This is a genomic window from Pseudomonas frederiksbergensis, assembly GCF_035751725.1.
GTDB lineage: Bacteria > Pseudomonadota > Gammaproteobacteria > Pseudomonadales > Pseudomonadaceae > Aquipseudomonas > Aquipseudomonas frederiksbergensis_A.
On the sequence record NZ_CP142104.1, the window covers coordinates 3,291,064 to 3,307,146 of the forward strand.

14 protein-coding genes are annotated in these 16,083 nt (G+C 62.4%); 10 read left to right on the top strand and 4 right to left on the bottom strand.

Going from position 1 to position 16,083, the window contains the following annotated elements:
* Window positions 1-21: 21 nt before the first annotated feature.
* The 5 genes from VQ575_RS14540 to VQ575_RS14560 all read left to right on the top strand — a co-directional run bounded on the left by VQ575_RS14540 (window position 22) and on the right by VQ575_RS14560 (window position 5,567).
* On the top strand, window positions 22-984 hold the full coding sequence (locus VQ575_RS14540) for a carbohydrate ABC transporter permease (protein ID WP_198726379.1): 963 nt from the start codon (window positions 22-24) through the stop codon (window positions 982-984).
* On the top strand, window positions 981-1,823 hold the full coding sequence (locus VQ575_RS14545) for a carbohydrate ABC transporter permease (RefSeq protein ID WP_198726381.1): 843 nt from the start codon (window positions 981-983) through the stop codon (window positions 1,821-1,823). The genes VQ575_RS14540 and VQ575_RS14545 overlap by 4 nt, the downstream gene beginning before the upstream one ends.
* A gap of 31 nt (window positions 1,824-1,854) precedes the next feature.
* On the top strand, window positions 1,855-3,000 hold the full coding sequence (locus tag VQ575_RS14550) for an ABC transporter ATP-binding protein (protein WP_198726383.1): 1,146 nt from the start codon (window positions 1,855-1,857) through the stop codon (window positions 2,998-3,000).
* Between the two features lie 29 nt (window positions 3,001-3,029).
* The gene (locus VQ575_RS14555; RefSeq protein WP_411829888.1) at window positions 3,030-4,499 is read left to right on the top strand and encodes a glycoside hydrolase family 32 protein; all 1,470 of its coding nucleotides are present in this window, start codon (window positions 3,030-3,032) and stop codon (window positions 4,497-4,499) included.
* Between the two features lie 75 nt (window positions 4,500-4,574).
* The gene (locus VQ575_RS14560) at window positions 4,575-5,567 is read left to right on the top strand and encodes a LacI family DNA-binding transcriptional regulator (RefSeq protein ID WP_325917767.1); all 993 of its coding nucleotides are present in this window, start codon (window positions 4,575-4,577) and stop codon (window positions 5,565-5,567) included.
* A 42-nt stretch (window positions 5,568-5,609) separates the two neighbouring features.
* Here VQ575_RS14560 and VQ575_RS14565 read toward each other — a convergent pair whose 3' ends face one another.
* Window positions 5,610-6,035 carry a VOC family protein gene (locus VQ575_RS14565; protein WP_039589871.1) on the bottom strand — a complete coding sequence of 142 codons (426 nt, stop codon included), beginning with the start codon at window positions 6,033-6,035 and terminating at the stop codon, window positions 5,610-5,612.
* A gap of 122 nt (window positions 6,036-6,157) precedes the next feature.
* Between VQ575_RS14565 and VQ575_RS14570 the strand changes: the two genes are divergently transcribed.
* The 3 genes from VQ575_RS14570 to VQ575_RS14580 all read left to right on the top strand — a co-directional run bounded on the left by VQ575_RS14570 (window position 6,158) and on the right by VQ575_RS14580 (window position 11,677).
* Window positions 6,158-7,036, top strand: coding sequence for a LysR family transcriptional regulator (locus VQ575_RS14570; RefSeq protein WP_039589870.1), 879 nt, complete (start codon window positions 6,158-6,160; stop codon window positions 7,034-7,036).
* Window positions 7,037-7,408: 372 nt separating this feature from the next.
* Window positions 7,409-8,578 carry an efflux RND transporter periplasmic adaptor subunit gene (locus VQ575_RS14575; RefSeq protein ID WP_325917768.1) on the top strand — a complete coding sequence of 390 codons (1,170 nt, stop codon included), beginning with the start codon at window positions 7,409-7,411 and terminating at the stop codon, window positions 8,576-8,578.
* 3 nt (window positions 8,579-8,581) lie between these two features.
* Complete coding sequence (locus tag VQ575_RS14580; protein ID WP_325917770.1) at window positions 8,582-11,677, top strand: efflux RND transporter permease subunit; 3,096 nt, start codon at window positions 8,582-8,584, stop codon at window positions 11,675-11,677.
* 12 nt (window positions 11,678-11,689) lie between these two features.
* On the opposite strand, the gene VQ575_RS14585 is transcribed toward VQ575_RS14580, so the two are convergent.
* A complete protein-coding gene (locus tag VQ575_RS14585) occupies window positions 11,690-12,181 on the bottom strand; it encodes a winged helix-turn-helix transcriptional regulator (protein ID WP_039589867.1) in 492 nt (163 codons plus the stop codon).
* A 144-nt stretch (window positions 12,182-12,325) separates the two neighbouring features.
* On the opposite strand from VQ575_RS14585, the gene VQ575_RS14590 reads away from it, so the two are divergent.
* Together VQ575_RS14590 and VQ575_RS14595 are read left to right on the top strand one after the other, a co-directional pair.
* Window positions 12,326-12,952, top strand: coding sequence for a cysteine hydrolase family protein (locus tag VQ575_RS14590; protein ID WP_039589866.1), 627 nt, complete (start codon window positions 12,326-12,328; stop codon window positions 12,950-12,952).
* A gap of 11 nt (window positions 12,953-12,963) precedes the next feature.
* Window positions 12,964-14,160: an MFS transporter gene (locus VQ575_RS14595; protein WP_325917773.1), complete on the top strand. Its 1,197-nt coding sequence runs from the start codon at window positions 12,964-12,966 to the stop codon at window positions 14,158-14,160.
* Here VQ575_RS14595 and VQ575_RS14600 read toward each other — a convergent pair.
* Together VQ575_RS14600 and VQ575_RS14605 are read right to left on the bottom strand one after the other, a co-directional pair.
* Window positions 14,135-15,070 carry a hypothetical protein gene (locus tag VQ575_RS14600; protein ID WP_325917775.1) on the bottom strand — a complete coding sequence of 312 codons (936 nt, stop codon included), beginning with the start codon at window positions 15,068-15,070 and terminating at the stop codon, window positions 14,135-14,137. The two genes, VQ575_RS14595 and VQ575_RS14600, sit on opposite strands and share 26 nt — an antisense overlap.
* A gap of 142 nt (window positions 15,071-15,212) precedes the next feature.
* The gene (locus tag VQ575_RS14605) at window positions 15,213-16,061 is read right to left on the bottom strand and encodes an ureidoglycolate lyase (RefSeq protein ID WP_039589864.1); all 849 of its coding nucleotides are present in this window, start codon (window positions 16,059-16,061) and stop codon (window positions 15,213-15,215) included.
* Between the last annotated feature and the right edge of the window lie 22 nt (window positions 16,062-16,083).

A 16,083-nucleotide genomic window follows, 5' to 3' on the forward strand; every position in this document is an offset into this window, starting at 1 on the left:
GCCACAAGGAAGGAAATCACCATGTCTGTCTCCACCACGCTCGCCCCTGACGACGAGTACCTGCTCACCCGGGAAACGCCGGTACAACGCCGTCGCGTTCGCGCCGCCTGGCTGTTCCTGACCCCGATGCTGCTGTGCCTGGCGCTGGTGGCGGCCTGGCCGCTGCTGCGCACCTTCTGGTTCAGCCTGACCGACGCCAGCCTGGCTGACACCGGCGATGCAAGCTTTGTCGGCTTGAGCAACTACCTGTTTCACAGCAGTGCCGGCTGGTCAGGCCTGCTCGTCGATCCACAGTGGTGGAATGCGGTGCGCAACACCTTGCATTTCACAGTGGTGTCTGTGGGACTGGAAATCGTCCTGGGCCTGCTGGTGGCGCTGCTGCTCAACGTTAAGTTCACCGGACGCGCCCTGGTGCGAGCGTTGATCCTGATCCCCTGGGCGATCCCGACCATCGTCTCGGCGAAAATCTGGTCGTGGATGCTCAACGATCAGTTCGGCATCATCAATCACTTGATGATGGGCCTTGGCCTGATCGATGCGCCCCTGGCCTGGACCGCCGACGCGGACTTGTCGATGTGGGCCGTGATCATCGTCGACGTCTGGAAGACCGTGCCGTTCGTTACCCTGCTGATGCTGGCGGCCTTGCAGATGTTACCCAGCGATTGCTACGAAGCCGCCAGGGTCGATGGCATTCACCCGATCAGGGTGTTCTGGCGGGTCACCCTGCCGCTGCTGATGCCGGCGTTGTTGGTGGCTGCGATCTTTCGCATCCTCGACTCCCTGCGGGTCTTCGACGTTATCTATGTGTTGACTTCGAATTCGTCGAGCACCATGAGCATGTCGGTCTATGCCCGTCAGCACCTGGTGGAATTCCAGGATGTCGGTTACGGCAGCGCGGCCTCGACCTTGTTGTTCCTGGTCGTGGCGGTGATCGCCATGGCTTACCTGTACCTCGGACGCCGTCAGTTGGAGGTGCGCTCATGAGCCCGCGCCTGCTGAAAAAAACCCTGTTGCGCGCCGGCTTCTGGTGCCTGATCGGAATCTTGCTGGTGTATGCGGTCTTCCCGTTCTACTACGCCATCGTGACGTCGCTGAAACCGTCCAGCGCCTTGTTCCAGGTCAGCTACTGGATCGACAACCCGGACTTTTCCAACTATGCCGCCGTGCTCAACCAGGCTTCGTTCCTGCGGGCGATCGGCAACTCGCTGGTGGTGGCGCTGTGTGTGGTCACGCTGGCGCTGTTCCTCAGCCTGACCGCCGCCTATGCCTTGGGCCGAGTGAAGTTTCGCGGGCGCGGCCCGGTGCTGATGATGGTCCTCGGTGTCTCGATGTTTCCCCAGGTTGCGGTGCTGTCGGGACTGTTCGAAGTGATCCGTGCCCTGGGCCTGTACAACACCTCTTGGGCGTTGATCCTGAGCTACACGATTTTTACCCTGCCCTTCACCGTCTGGGTGCTCACCACCTTCATGGGCCAACTGCCCCATGAGCTGGAAGAGGCCGCGATCATGGACGGTGCTTCACCCTGGGTCACGCTGACCCGCGTGCTGCTGCCGCTGCTCTGGCCGGCACTGGTCACCACGGGGCTTCTGGCCTTTATCGCCGCCTGGAACGAGTTCCTGTTCGCCCTGACCTTCACCCTGACCGACTCGCAACGTACGGTCCCGGTCGCCATCGCGCTGATCTCCGGCGGCAGCCCCCATGAGCTGCCTTGGGGCCTGCTGATGGCGGCGTCGGTGCTGGTCACGGTGCCACTGGTGATTCTGGTGCTGATCTTCCAGCGCCGCATCGTTTCCGGCCTTACTGCCGGCGCGTTAAAGGGTTGAGGCCCAACACAGACAAGAAAGGAACAGCATCGTGATCAAGTTGAAGTTGGATAACGTGAACAAACAATTGGGCGGCGCACGCATTCTGCGTGACGTCAGCCTGGAAATCTCGGCCGGCGAATTCGTCGTCTTCGTCGGCCCTTCGGGCTGCGGCAAGTCGACCCTGCTGCGGCTGATCGCCGGGCTGGATTCGATCTGTGGCGGCGATCTGCTGATCGACGGACGCCGGGTCAACGACCTGGAGCCGCGCGAACGTGGCGTCGGCATGGTGTTCCAGTCCTATGCGCTGTACCCGCACATGAGCGTCTACGACAACATCAGTTTTGGCCTCAAGTTGGCCAAGACCGAAAAGACCAGCCTGCGCGAGCGGGTGCTGAAAACCGCGCAGATCCTGCAGTTGGACAAGCTGCTGCAACGCAAGCCAAGGGAACTGTCGGGCGGCCAGCGCCAGCGTGTGGCCATGGGCCGGGCCATGGCGCGGGAGCCGGACATCCTGTTGTTCGACGAGCCGCTGTCCAACCTTGACGCCTCCCTGCGCGTGCAGATGCGCAACGAAATCGCCCGGCTGCATGGGCGCCTGGGCTCGACCATGATCTACGTGACCCACGACCAGGTCGAAGCGATGACCCTGGCCGACAAGATTGTCGTGCTCAATGGCGGTCGCATCGAGCAGGTCGGCTCGCCACGGGAACTCTATGAGCGTCCAGCCAGCCGCTTTGTCGCCGGTTTCCTGGGATCGCCCAAGATGAACTTTCTGCCGGCGCGCCTGCACACCCCAGGTGAGACCAGCCACATCGACAGCCCATTATTAGGCATGACGCCCCTTCCCTTCGACAGCACCCACCTGGCGGCGAACAGTCCGCTGACCCTGGGGATTCGCCCGGAACACGTGTCGCTCAAAGCGGCGCAAGGCAGCGCTGGGGTCGTCGTGGTCGGCGTCGAATACCTGGGCAGCGAAACCTACGTGCACCTGGAGTCAGGCGAGGATGAACCGTTGATCTGTCGCTGTGAGGTAAACGCCGGATGGCGAGTGGGTGATCGGGTTGAACCGCAACTGGCGTTCGGCAACGTGCATCTGTTCGACGTGGATGGCACGGCCTTGAGACGCCCTCCTGCCGTTATTGAAGTCCTCCCGGAGGACGTCCCGCAGCGCTCGCCAAAAGCAGGCGCCCTATGACTGTGTCTGTGGATGCCATGAACGCCCCCATGCCCTCCTCCCTTGAACGTGCGCAGCAGGCGCTGCGTGAAGGTCAGTCTCTCGTCATCGACGACTATCGACCCGACTATCACCTGGCCCCGCCGACGGGTTGGATGAACGACCCGAACGGGGTGGTGTTCTTTCGTGGCGAGTACCACGTGTTCTACCAACACCACCCCTTCGACGCCAAATGGGGCCCGATGTACTGGGGCCATGCCAAGAGTGCCGACCTGGTCCATTGGCAGCACTTGCCCATTGCCCTGGCACCGGGCGACGATTTCGACCGCGACGGCTGTTTTTCCGGTAGCGCTGTGGTGTGTGGTGACACCCTGGCACTGCTCTACACCGGGCACACCTGGTTGGGCGACGTGGGTGACGAACGCTTCATCCGCCAGGTCCAGTGCCTGGCCACCAGTGTCGACGGCGTCCGGTTCGTCAAGCATGGCGCGGTCATCGAGAACGCCCCCCAAGCCGCGATCATGCACTTTCGCGACCCCAAGGTCTGGCAGGAAGGTGGCTATTGGTACCTGATTGTCGGCGCACGCCTGGGCGACACACCGCTGCTGCCGCTGTACCGCTCCACCGACCTGCATGCCTGGGATTTTCTCGACTACGTGTCCAGCGGCACTGAAGGCGATGGCTACATGTGGGAATGCCCGGACCTGTTTCGTTTGGACGGGCGCGATGTGCTGCTGTATTCCCCCCAGGGCATGCGACCGTCGGGTTACGAACGGCTCAACAAGTACCAGACCGGTTATCGCATTGGCCGCCTCGACAGCGATTGGCACTTCGAGGGTGGACCGTTTATCGAACTGGATAACGGTCATGATTTTTATGCTGCGCAAACCTTGGTGGCCGCCGATGGTCGGCGCCTGGTATGGGCCTGGCTGGACATGTGGGAAAGCCCGATGCCGAGCCAGGCCCATCACTGGTGCGGCATGCTCGGCTTGCCCCGGGAGCTTGAACTGCAGGGCGATCGCCTTGGCGTGTTTCCGGCGCGGGAACTGGTCGCGCTGCGCCAGGCGCCGTTGCCGAGCATCGCGCCGTGGGGGGAGTCGGGCAGCCGCTGGGTGCCGCAGGTGACGGGCGACCGGTTGGAAATCCATGTTCACCTGGATCTGCTCGGTTGCAGCGAAGGCCAACTGGGCATCGCCTTGCGCTGCAGTGCCGATGGGCAGGAACAGACCCTGCTTTACTACGACGCAGCACTGCAACGCTTGGTGCTCGATCGCAGCCGCTCGGGTGCGCAAGTGAACGGTCAGCGCAGCGTGCCGATAGGGCCGGCACAAACACATCTGCAGCTGCGGGTGTTTCTCGATCGCTCGTCCATCGAGGTGTTCGAGGACAGCGGCCGCTTCAGCCTCAGCAGTCGCCTCTATCCCCGGCCCGACAGCCTCGGGGTGAAACTGTTGGCCAACGGCACTGGCGGGCGCGTGGCCATTGCCGACGCCTGGCCGCTGGGCTCGGGTTGGCTATGAGCCATGTCATCCGAGTCGCGAGAAGCGCGGGCGCTGTGGCATGATTCGGCGTCAACCTGACTGGCCGCACTTCGCATGACTTCCGTGAAAGACGTTGCACAGCTGGCCGGCGTATCCCTGATGACGGTTTCGCGCGCGCTCAACACGCCGGATAAACTGAGCCCCGAAACCCTCGAGCGGGTACGTCGCGCCATTGATGAACTGCAGTTCGTACCGAGCCTGTCGGCGCGCAGGATGCGCGGCGACAACTTGCAGGCGCGCACCATTGGTGTGTTCGCACTGGACACCGCGACCACGCCGTTCGCCGTCGAATTGTTGCTGTCTATCGAACAGACCGCGCAGCAGGCTGGCTGGAACGTCTTTATCCTCAACCTGCTGAGCAACCCGCCCACCGACCAGAACATCAATCTGATGCTGTCGCACCGCCCCGACGGCTTGATCTTCAGTGCCATGGGGTTGCGCCAGGTGAGCATTCCCGAACGACTCAAGAGCAAGCCTTTGGTACTCGCCAATTGCCTGGCCGATGACAGCCAACTGGTCAGCTATGTACCCGATGATGAAGCCGGACAGTATCGCGCCGTGCATCATGCGCTGAGCCAAGGCTATCGGCGCCCGCTGTGCATCAATCTACCCAGGAAAAGTGTGGCTTGGCACCTGCGCCAACAAGGCTTGCAACGCGCTTGCCAGGCTTTCGGGCTGGCGCCTGGCGCGCTCCTGCAACACGACCTTTCCGACCACGATGCCTATGGTGAAACCGCCGCCATTCTCGATCGGCACATCGTCGACGGTCGCCCGCAATTCGACATCCTGGTCTGCGGCAACGACCGCATTGCCTTTTGCGCGTACCAACTGTTGTTGGGTCGTGGCCTGAAAATTCCCGACGATGTGGCTGTGCTCGGCTATGACAACATGATCGGCATCGCCGAACTGTTCATGCCGCCACTGACCACCGTTCAACTGCCGTACTACGAAATTGGTCGCCAGGCGGCCAATCACCTGATCGAGGCCCTCGAGATCTCAGGCACCCAGCCCGTGGATTGCCCACTGGTGCGCAGGGCGTCGCTGTAATCCGATCGAGGACCGCAACGGCGCGACCTTTGTGCCGCCTGGTCATTTTGCAAAGAGCTGGCCCATGTCCTTGAATGCCTTGAACTCCAGCGCATTGCCGCAAGGATCGAATAGGAACATCGTCGCCTGCTCGCCCACCTGGCCCTGGAAGCGCACGTAGGGTTCGATCACGAACTCGATGCCAAACGATTTCAATCGCTCGGCCAGCGCTTCCCATTCAGCCCACCCCAACACCACACCAAAATGAGGCACCGGCACGTCGTGGCCGTCCACCGCATTGCTATGCACGCTGTCCTGGGATTCAGTCTTGGGATGTTCGTGAATCACCAGTTGGTGACCGTAGAAGTTGAAGTCGACCCATTGCTCGCTGGAGCGCCCCTCCTCCAACCCAAAGACTTGTCCATAGAAACTGCGGGCTGCCGCCAGGTCGTAAACAGGAATCGCAAGGTGGAAAGGTGAGAGGCTCATTGGTACTCCAGGGATGTTTTTTTATTTGTCGCAACGCAACGGCGCGTGCAGCCCATCGTAGCCGCGCAGGCACAACAAAAAAATCAATATAAATTTCTTAGAAACACAACTAATGTTGATGAATGATCAAAGAACTCAAGACCCTCATCGCCGTCGCGCGCGAAGGCACCTTCGCCGCCGCCGGGCACAAGATAGGCCTCACCCAGGCGGCGGTCAGTGCGCAGATCCAGCGCCTCGAAGCCGAGCTGGGCTTCGAAGTATTCGACCGCAAAGGACGCTCGGCCCACCTCAACAAACGGGGCCACCAGATACTCCTGCAAGCCCAAGAATTGATTCGCCTTTACGAGAATCTCGGCTCCTCGACGCCCGGGCTTCCTCCCGGCGTACTGGTGAACATCGGCGCAATCGCCTCCGTCCAGCGCGCCTATCTCCCGGACGCTCTCGCCACGTTCCACCAACAGTGCCCGCAGTGCCGAACACGTATCGTGCCGGGCCTGTCGGTTGAGTTGATCAACCTGGTGGATGCTGGCGAAATCGACCTGGCGGTGATGATCCGCCCGCCGTTCTCGCTGCAAAGCGACCTGCGCTGGACCACTCTGGCGCTGGAGCCCTACCGGTTGATCGTTCCCCGTGGAATGCCCGGTGAGGATTGGTCGGTGCTGCTGTCCAGCCAGCCGTTCATTCGTTATGACCGCTCTTCCTTCGGTGGCAGGCAGGTCGATCGTTTCCTGCGGCAGATGCACTTCACCTTGCGCGAAGTGTGCGAGCTGGACGAGTTGGACGCGATCATCAAGCTCGTTGAAAAAGGCGTAGGTGTCGCGCTGGTGCCGCAGACCTCAGCCCATCAGCCCTGGCCAAAGGGCGTGCGAGCGCTTGACCTTGGGCAGCATACGTTTCATCGGGACATCGGCCTTGTCCATCGGTCGCGACAGAGCCTGGCCGACCCCGTCGCGATTCTCGCTGGACTGGTCATCGAGCAGGCCGGCGGCGGAATAGGGTGACGCGTTTTCCATCCATGGGCGGAATAGGCGCGAATCTCAAATCCCCTATATTCGCGCGTTGTGTAACTCATAGCGTTCTCCCTGTCTGGCTCTTTCAAACTCAATCACCTCGATGGTGATACCGCATAGCCCCAGCATAAAGAAAGGGGCGCTACTGTCAGAACTTACAGGTACATCCGACAAAAATATGCCCATCTATAATGCCGAACCCTCTCCTCTGGATTCTGATGGCAACCATCAACAGGCGTTGGTCGGTTGCTTTCGAATCCAGCGGCCTGTCTGGTTACACAATTTCACAGAGTGCCTACAAAGCTTCACCCCTGCCATTGACCCCCATCCCTACCATGGGCGGCTCATTATTGGGGAAGCACCATGTCCAAGACTCCTGTCGCTACACTGGGCTTGTTGATCGGGGCGCTGTTGCTCAGCGGCTGTGATCACAGCTCGACAGTGGAAGAATCCGTCCCGCCGGCCAGCGTGCGTATCGAAACCGTCCAGGCCCGCCCCCTGTCGATCAGCAACGAGCTGAGCGGCCGGATCGCCGCGCCGCGGGTGGCCGAAGTCCGCGCCCGGGTCGCCGGCGTGGTCTTGCAGCGGGTCTATCGTGAAGGCAGCGACGTCAAGCAGGGCCAGGTGCTGTTTCGCATCGATCCGGCGCCGTTCAAGGCTGACCTGGACAGTGCCGAGGCGGCGTTGCGCAAGGCCGAGGTCAATGCGTTCCAGGCCCGTTTGCAGGCCCGGCGCTACGCCCAGTTGATCGACGACAAAGCGATCAGTGGCCAGGATTACGACAACGCGCGGGCCAACGTACGCCAGACGGCCGCCGACGTCGCCGCCAGCAAGGCCGCGGTGGAACGGGCGAAACTGAACCTCGGCTATGCCACGGTGACCGCGCCGATTTCCGGGCGCATCGGTCGTGCCCTGGTGACTGAAGGTGCGCTGGTGGGGCAGAACGAATCCACGCCGTTGGCGCTGATCCAGCAACTGGACCCGATCCACGCCGACCTCACGCAGTCGACCCGCGAACTCAACGACCTGCGCCGCGCCTTTCGCGCAGGGCAACTGCAAGCGGTCGGCCAGGGCCAGGCCAAGGCCACCTTGATCCAGGACGACGGCAGCCCTTATCCGCTGCCCGGCAAGTTGCTGTTCACCGACCTCAGCGTCGACCCGAGCACCGGCCAGATCACCCTGCGCAGCGAGTTCCCCAACCCGGACCTGGACCTGCTGCCCGGCAGTTTCATCCGCGTGCGTCTCGAACAAGCGGTTAACAGCCAAGGGATCACCGTGCCGCAACGGGCGATCCTGCGCGACAGCGCCGGCATCGCGCAGGTGTTGCTGCTGGATGCCGAGCAGAAGGTCAGCCAGCAACCCGTGCAATTGGGCGCTGCGCAGAACGATCGCTGGATCGTCACCGAAGGCTTGAAGCCGGGCGACCGCATCGTCGTCGAAGGCCTGCAACACGCGCGCCCGGGCGATCAAGTGCGGATCGACGACTCCCCTCTTCCTCTCGCCCAGGCTCCCAGGCCACAGGCAGGACACTAAACCATGCCGCACTTTTTCATCGACCGTCCGGTGTTTGCCTGGGTCGTCGCCTTGTTCATCCTGCTGGCCGGGATCCTGGCCATCCCACAGCTGCCGGTGGCGCAATACCCGGTCGTGGCCCCACCACAAATCGAGATCTACGCGGTGTACCCGGGCGCTTCGGCGCAAACCATCGACGAGAGCGTGGTCAGCCTGATCGAAGAGGAACTCAACGGCGCCGATAACCTGCTGTACTTCGAATCCCAGAGCAGCCTCGGCAGCGCCACGATTACCGCGACATTCCAACCGGGCACAAATCCGGAATTGGCCCAGGTCGATGTGCAGAATCGCCTCAAGGCCGTGGAGTCGCGCCTGCCGCAAGCGGTAACCCAGCAGGGCTTACAGGTGGACAAGGTTTCCGCCGGCTTCCTGCTGCTGATTACCCTCACCTCCAGCGACGGCAAGCTCGACGATGTGGCACTCAGCGACTACCTGGCGCGCAACGTGATGAACGAGATCAAGCGCCTGGACGGCGTTGGCAAGGCCCAGTTGTACGGCGCCGAACGGGCCATGCGGATCTGGATCGATCCTCGCAAGCTGGTGGGCTTCAACCTGACCCCGGCGGACGTCAATGCCGCCATCGTCGCGCAGAACGCCCAGGTCTCGGCGGGCAGCCTGGGCGATCTGCCGAGCCGCAGTAGCCAGGAGATCACCGCGACCATCGTCGTCAAGGGCCAGCTCTCGACGCCGCAGGAATTCGCCGACATCGTGCTCAAGGCCAACCCCGACGGTTCGACGGTGCGCATCGCCGATGTCGCGCGGGTGGAAATCGGCAGCCAGGAATATCAGTTCTCCACGCGCCTGAACGGCAAGCCGTCCACCGCCGTGGCGGTGCAACTGTCGCCGGGCGCCAATGCGCTGAACACCGCCACCCTGGTGCGGGCGAAGATGGATGAGCTGTCGCGCTACTTCCCGACCGGCGTGCAGTACAAGATTCCCTACGACACGTCGCCGTTCGTCAAAGTCTCGATCACCAAAGTGGTCTACACCCTAGGCGAGGCGATGCTGCTGGTGTTCGCGGTGATGTTCCTGTTCCTGCAGAACATCCGCTACACCCTGATCCCCACGCTGGTGGTGCCGGTGGCGCTGATGGGAACCTTCGCGACGATGCTCGCACTGGGATTCTCCATCAACGTATTGACCATGTTCGGCATGGTATTGGCCATCGGCATCCTGGTGGACGACGCCATCGTCGTGGTGGAAAACGTCGAGCGGATCATGGCCCAGGAAGGCTTGTCCCCCAAAGAAGCCACGCGCAAGGCCATGGAGCAGATCACCGGCGCAATCATCGGCATTACCCTGGTGTTGGTGGCGGTGTTCCTTCCAATGGCGTTCATGCAGGGCTCGGTGGGGGTGATTTACCAACAGTTCTCGCTGTCGATGGCGACATCGATTTTGTTCTCGGCCTTCCTCGCCCTGACCTTGACCCCGGCGCTTTGCGCGACCTTGCTCAAACCGGTCGTCCAAGGTGATCAGCACGGCAAAAGCGGTTTCTTCGGCTGGTTCAACCGTGGCTTCGACCGATTCGGCGATCGCTATCAAGGATGGGTGGCCTATGCGCTGAAACGCAGCGGCCGTTATCTGCTGATCTACGGCGTGCTGCTGGTGGGCATGGGCCTGCTGTTCAGTCGCCTGCCCTCCTCGTTCCTGCCGGTGGAAGACCAGGGCTACACCATCACCGACATCCAGCTGCCACCGGGCGCGAGCAAAAACCGGACGGTGCAGGTGGTGGAGCAGATCGAAGCCCACAATGCCGGTGAGCCGGGGGTCGGCGACAGCACGGTCATCCTCGGTTTCAGTTTTTCCGGCAGCGGGCAGAACGCCGCACTGGCGTTCACCACGCTGAAGGATTGGTCGCAACGCGGTGGCGATGATTCGGCGGCGTCGATTGCCGATCGCGCCAACCAGGCGTTCGGTGCGATCAAGGATGCCATGGTGTTCTCGGTGCTGCCGCCGCCAGTGGATGGCCTGGGCACTTCCAGCGGTTTCGAGTTTCGCTTGCAGGACCGCGGCGGCCTCGGCCACGCCACGTTGATGCAGGCCCGCAGCGAATTGCTCGCCGCCGCTGAAAAGAGCCCGATGCTGATGAATGTGCGCGAAAGTGCCCTGGCGGAAGCGCCGCAGGTGCAATTGGAAGTGGATCGTAAACAGGCCAATGCCTTGGGCATTTCCTTCGCCGATGTCGGCGGTGTGCTGTCCACGGCGGTGGGCTCGGCCTACATCAACGACTTCCCGAACCAGGGGCGAATGCAGCGCGTGGTGGTCCAGGCCGAAGGCGACCAGCGCAGCCAGGTGGAGGATCTGCTGAAGATCCACGTGCGCAACAGCAGTGGAAAAATGGTGCCGCTGTCGGCCTTCGTCCAGGCCCGCTGGACCCAAGGGCCGGCACAACTGACCCGCTACAACGGCTACCCGGCGGTGAGCATCTCCGGCGAACCGGCCCCGGGCTACAGCACCGGGCAAGCCATGGCCGAAATCGAGCGGCTGGTGGCCCAAGGGCCGACGGGCCTGGGCCAGGAATGGACCGGGTTGTCCCTGCAGGAACGTTTGTCCGGCAGCCAGGCGCCGATCCTGCTGGGCCTGTCTCTACTGGTGGTGTTCCTGTGCCTGGCGGCGCTGTACGAGAGTTGGTCGATCCCGACCTCGGTGCTGCTGGTGGTACCACTGGGTGTGCTCGGTGCGGTACTGGCCGTGTCGTTGCGCGGCATGCCCAATGATGTGTTCTTCAAGATCGGACTGATCACCATCATTGGTTTGTCGGCGAAAAACGCCATCCTGATCATCGAGTTCGCCAAGAGCCTGTACGACGAAGGCCACGACCTGATCGACGCCACGCTCCAGGCCTCGCGCCTGCGCCTGCGGCCGATCATCATGACCTCGTTGGCGTTCATCCTGGGCGTGGTTCCGCTGGCGATTGCCACGGGCGCCAGCTCGGCGAGCCAGCAGGCCATTGGCACGGGCGTGATCGGCGGGATGATCAGCGCCACCCTGGCGGTGGTGTTTGTCCCGGTGTTCTTCGTGGTGGTGATGAAGCACGTCACGCGGCGCAAATCCGACTGAGGATTGGCGGCGCTACTTGCCCTTGAACGCTTCCCGACGGGCCGTGCGCTCGGCGAGGAAGCGTTCGCTGATCGACGGCTGCAAGTCCTTGCGTTCAACCGGCACACCGCAGTTCGGGCAAACACTCGCCACCCCGACGTCATGTCCACAGGCGCGATGCACAAAGTGCATCGCCAGCCCTTCATCCTCGTCCTTGCACCATTTCTCGCCCCAGGCGCGCAGCGCGTAGATCACCGGGTAGAAATCCCATCCCTTGGCCGTCAGTTGGTATTCGTAGCGCAACGGCTTCTCCTGGTAGGGACGGCGTTCCACCAGGCCGTCGGCTTCCAGCGCCTTGAGGCGCGAGGTGAGCATCTGCGGCGTAGCGCTGGTCTGGATCTGGATCTCCTCGAAGCGCGTCATGCCCATGTACAACTCACGCAACACCAGAATCGTCCATTTATCGCCGACCACACCCACCGAACGCGCCACCGGGCAGACCGTTTCGCTCGTTTCATCTTGCATATGTGTTTTTCTCGAAATCACTATCTTTTTCATAGTAACACGACAGCCCAACACTTAAATCGCCTCGGAAACGGCGTAAATATTGACTATATGATTTTCATAGTTAGTATTGAGGACACCTTTCAATGAACTGGAGCCTCAAAAATGACCCAGCCTGTGTACTCCCCGTCGCGAACCGGCCTGTTGCTGGTGGACCCCTATAACGACTTCCTGTCCGAGGGCGGCAAGCTCTTTGCCCTGCTGAAAGACGTCGCCCAGGACGTTCACCTGCTCGACAACCTGCGCGCCGGCGTGGCGGCCGCTCGGCAACAGGATATCCAGGTGTTCTATGTGCCCCATCGCCGCTGGCAACCTGGCGACTACGACAACTGGGACCACCCTAATCCGACCCAACGCCTGATCCAGCAACGCCACACATTCGCCAAGGGCACCTGGGGCGGCGAATGGCATCCGGACTTCGTGCCGCAGGACGGCGACATCATCGTCCAAGAGCATTGGGGCCAGAGCGGGTTCGCCAATACCGACCTCGATTTCCAGCTCAAGCAACAAGGCATCACCCATGTGATTGTCATGGGTTTGCTGGCGAATACTTGCATCGAGTCCACCGCGCGGTTCGCCATGGAGCTCGGTTATCACGTGACGCTGGTGCGCGACGCAACCGCCGCGTTCAGCCCGGAAATGATGCACGCGGCGCACGAACTGAACGGGCCGACATTCGCCCACAGCATCGTCGATACCGGCACGCTGATCTCGACCTTGCAACAGCACTGAAGGACCGCGCCATGCCCGCGCCGAACCTGATCCCCGCTCGCCTGGTCGGCGTCATGGCAGTGTGTTGCGCCCTGGCCGCGTCGACCATTTACTACCATCAACCGCTGCTGCCAATGATGGCTGCGTCGTTCGGCCTGACCTCGACCCAAGCCGGCCTGATCGCCACGCTGACGCAACTGGGCTACGGCGCAGGCCTGTTGCTCATCGTGCCGCTCGCCGACTGCCGACAACCGCGCCGGTTGGCATTGCTGGCTATCGGGGCAAATGCCATCGCCCTGCTCGCCTGCGCCGCCGCGCCGAGTTTCGCGCTGCTGTGCGTTGGCAGCTTCGCGGTAGGGGTGACGGCGATTACCGCGCAGTTGATCATTCCCGCGCTGTCGGCTCTGGCCGCGCCCACGGAACGCGGTCGGGTGGTGGGAACGTTGCTGGGCGGACTGTCCACCGGGTTGCTGCTGGCGCGTACCTTCGGTGGTTTGCTGGGCGAGCACACCGGTTGGCGATCGGTATTTCTGATGGCCTCGCTTATCGATGGACTGTTGCTGTTGATCGTGGCGAGGTACCTGCCCGCCATACCCCGTCTTTCTTCGATCCGCTATGGCGCGTTGATGCGTTCCCTCGGTAGCCTGCTGCGCGAGGAGCCTGTGCTGCGTTTCTGCGCCGCGAGCGGCTTCCTGGTATTCGCCGCGTTCAGTGCCTTGTGGGCGACGCTGGCTGCGCTGCTGACGCAGCCCCCCTATGCGTTCGGCTCCACCACCATTGGCCTGTTCGGCCTGGCGACAGTGCCGGGCATCGTCACATCGCTCCGCATCGGCACGTTAGTCGACCGCCTCGGCGCCCGAACGCTTGCCATCGCCGGTGCGACAGTGTTGGTGGTGGGTTTCGTCTTCATCGCGGCAAGCGCAGAGAACCTGGGCTGGCTGATTGTCGGCATGGTGCTGTTGGACCTCGGCAACAGGGCCGGCCTGGTTGCCAATCAGGCGCGCGTCCAAACCCTGCGCGCCGAGGCCCGCGGCCGATTGAACACGGTGTTCATGGGTTCGTATTTCCTCGGTGGTGCACTTGGCGCGGCCTTGGGCAACTACGGCGTCCACCGGAATGGTTGGATCGGGCTTGCGGCCGTCGGTGCGTTGCTCGCCCTGTCGGCAACCGCCATCAGCGCCCTCGCGCCCCGAGAGACCCGCGTCACGTTGGCGGATGCTCAGCCGTGACGGCCGGTCGCTCAGGCTGTCGCCCGGTGCAGCCCCGCGCCTTGTCCGCCAGCGCTTTATCCACCAGGCGTTGCACCCAATCGGCGTCCCGGTCGTTGATCACAGCGTAACGGTCCGACGGGAAAAAGCCCCAACGATGGGATGCTTCGGCGAGGCGACTGGACTCGTCGGCGGTCATCCAGTACGAGGACTCCGTCAGCGGCACAGGCGCACCATCAAAACGCTCGCCCAGCGTCACGTGAGTCCCTGGGGCAAAGGCAATTGCCAATTGCTGTTGGGGCTTCATCCGCTGTTCGGGCGCAGGCATTAGGCTGACCTGTCCATGGCGCAAGACACCGGGAAATTCCTCCATGAGCACCAGCCAATGGCCGGCCGTGGTCATGGCCAGGATCCACTGCGACACGCCGGAACTTTGTACGCGCACCAGCTTGTCGTTTTGCCACAGCATGAGGCTGTCGTGCTCTGGATTATCACTGGCCCACAGGCTGATGCCGGAGGTCAGCGTATGACGCTCGAGCTCGACCAACCCTCGATCCGGCATCGATTGCCAGTAGCGCTTGGTCGGGTCCCGTGAGTCGCGCCGGTAATTGGACGATGCCCAACCGGCGATGAAAAGCACCGTCACCAGCGCCTGCCAGCCCCAGGATCCTTCGATGATCCGGTCGATATCCAGCCCCGGGGCGAACCATTTCTCGACGAGGCCCAGGCCAATCACGAACGCCAGGCTTGGCAGCATCAGGCCAACGCTCACCGGCGCCGCCAGCACCATGACCCAGCTGAAGCGGTGCATCGATGCACGCTCGCGCGCCCTGGCCAATTCCTCTGGGAGCATCGGTGATCGCTCGCGTGGGCCGATGCCTGGATCAGGCGTCTGGAAGCGGAAGAACTGCGCGTGGGCGTCGTCGCTCATGGGTCGAATCGTTCTCTCGAATCAGGCGTGCATCTTCGAGGATTTTTCGTGGCGAGGACAGTGCAGATATCTTCGCTGGACTACCGCTATCGCGAGCTTGCTCCGGGCGGCGATCCGACGATAGCTCCAGCGAAACCAGTGATCAGTCCGCCTGCACGGTCACCTGACGCTGCTCCCCCAAGCCTTCGATGCCAAGGCGCATGGTCTGCCCCGGGCGCAGGAACACCGGGTCGGGCTTGATGCCCAGCCCAACGCCCGGTGGCGTGCCGGTGGAAATGACGTCGCCCGGTTGCAGGCTCATGCAGCGGCTCAGGTAGGCGATCAGTTGCGGCACGCTGAAGATCAGCGTCCGGGTGTTACCGTCCTGATAGCGATGCCCGTCGACTTCCAGCCACAGGTGCAGCGCATGCGGGTCGGGGATTTCATCCTTGGTCACTAGCCACGGACCGAGGGGGCCGAAGGTGTCGAAGCCCTTGCCTTTATCCCAAGTGCCGCCGCGTTCAAGCTGCCATTCGCGCTCAGATACATCGTTGATGACGCAGTAACCAGCGACGTGCTCCAGGGCGTTCGCTTCGTCGATGTAGCGCCCGCCTTTGCCGATGACCACGCCCAGCTCGACTTCCCAATCGGTCTTGAGCGAGCCGCGGGGAATCTGGATATCGTCATTCGGCCCGCAGATGGCGCTGGTCCATTTGTTGAAGATGATGGGTTCCTTCGGCACCTCCATGTTCGACTCGGCCGCATGGTCGGCGTAGTTCAAGCCGATGCAGATGAACTTGCCGACCTGCCCGACACACGGGCCGATCCGCGGCTGGCCGGCCACGACCGGCAGGCTGCGCGGGTCGATGGTGGCGAGTTTCGCCAGGCTTTCCGGGGCCAGGACGTTTGCGGCGATATCCGGCACGTGGCCCGACAGGTCGCGGACCTGATTGTCGTCATCCAGCAGGCCGGGTTTTTCCGAGCCTTTTTCGCCGTAACGCAACAGTTTCATGAAGTGCTCCTGTTCAAGTGAA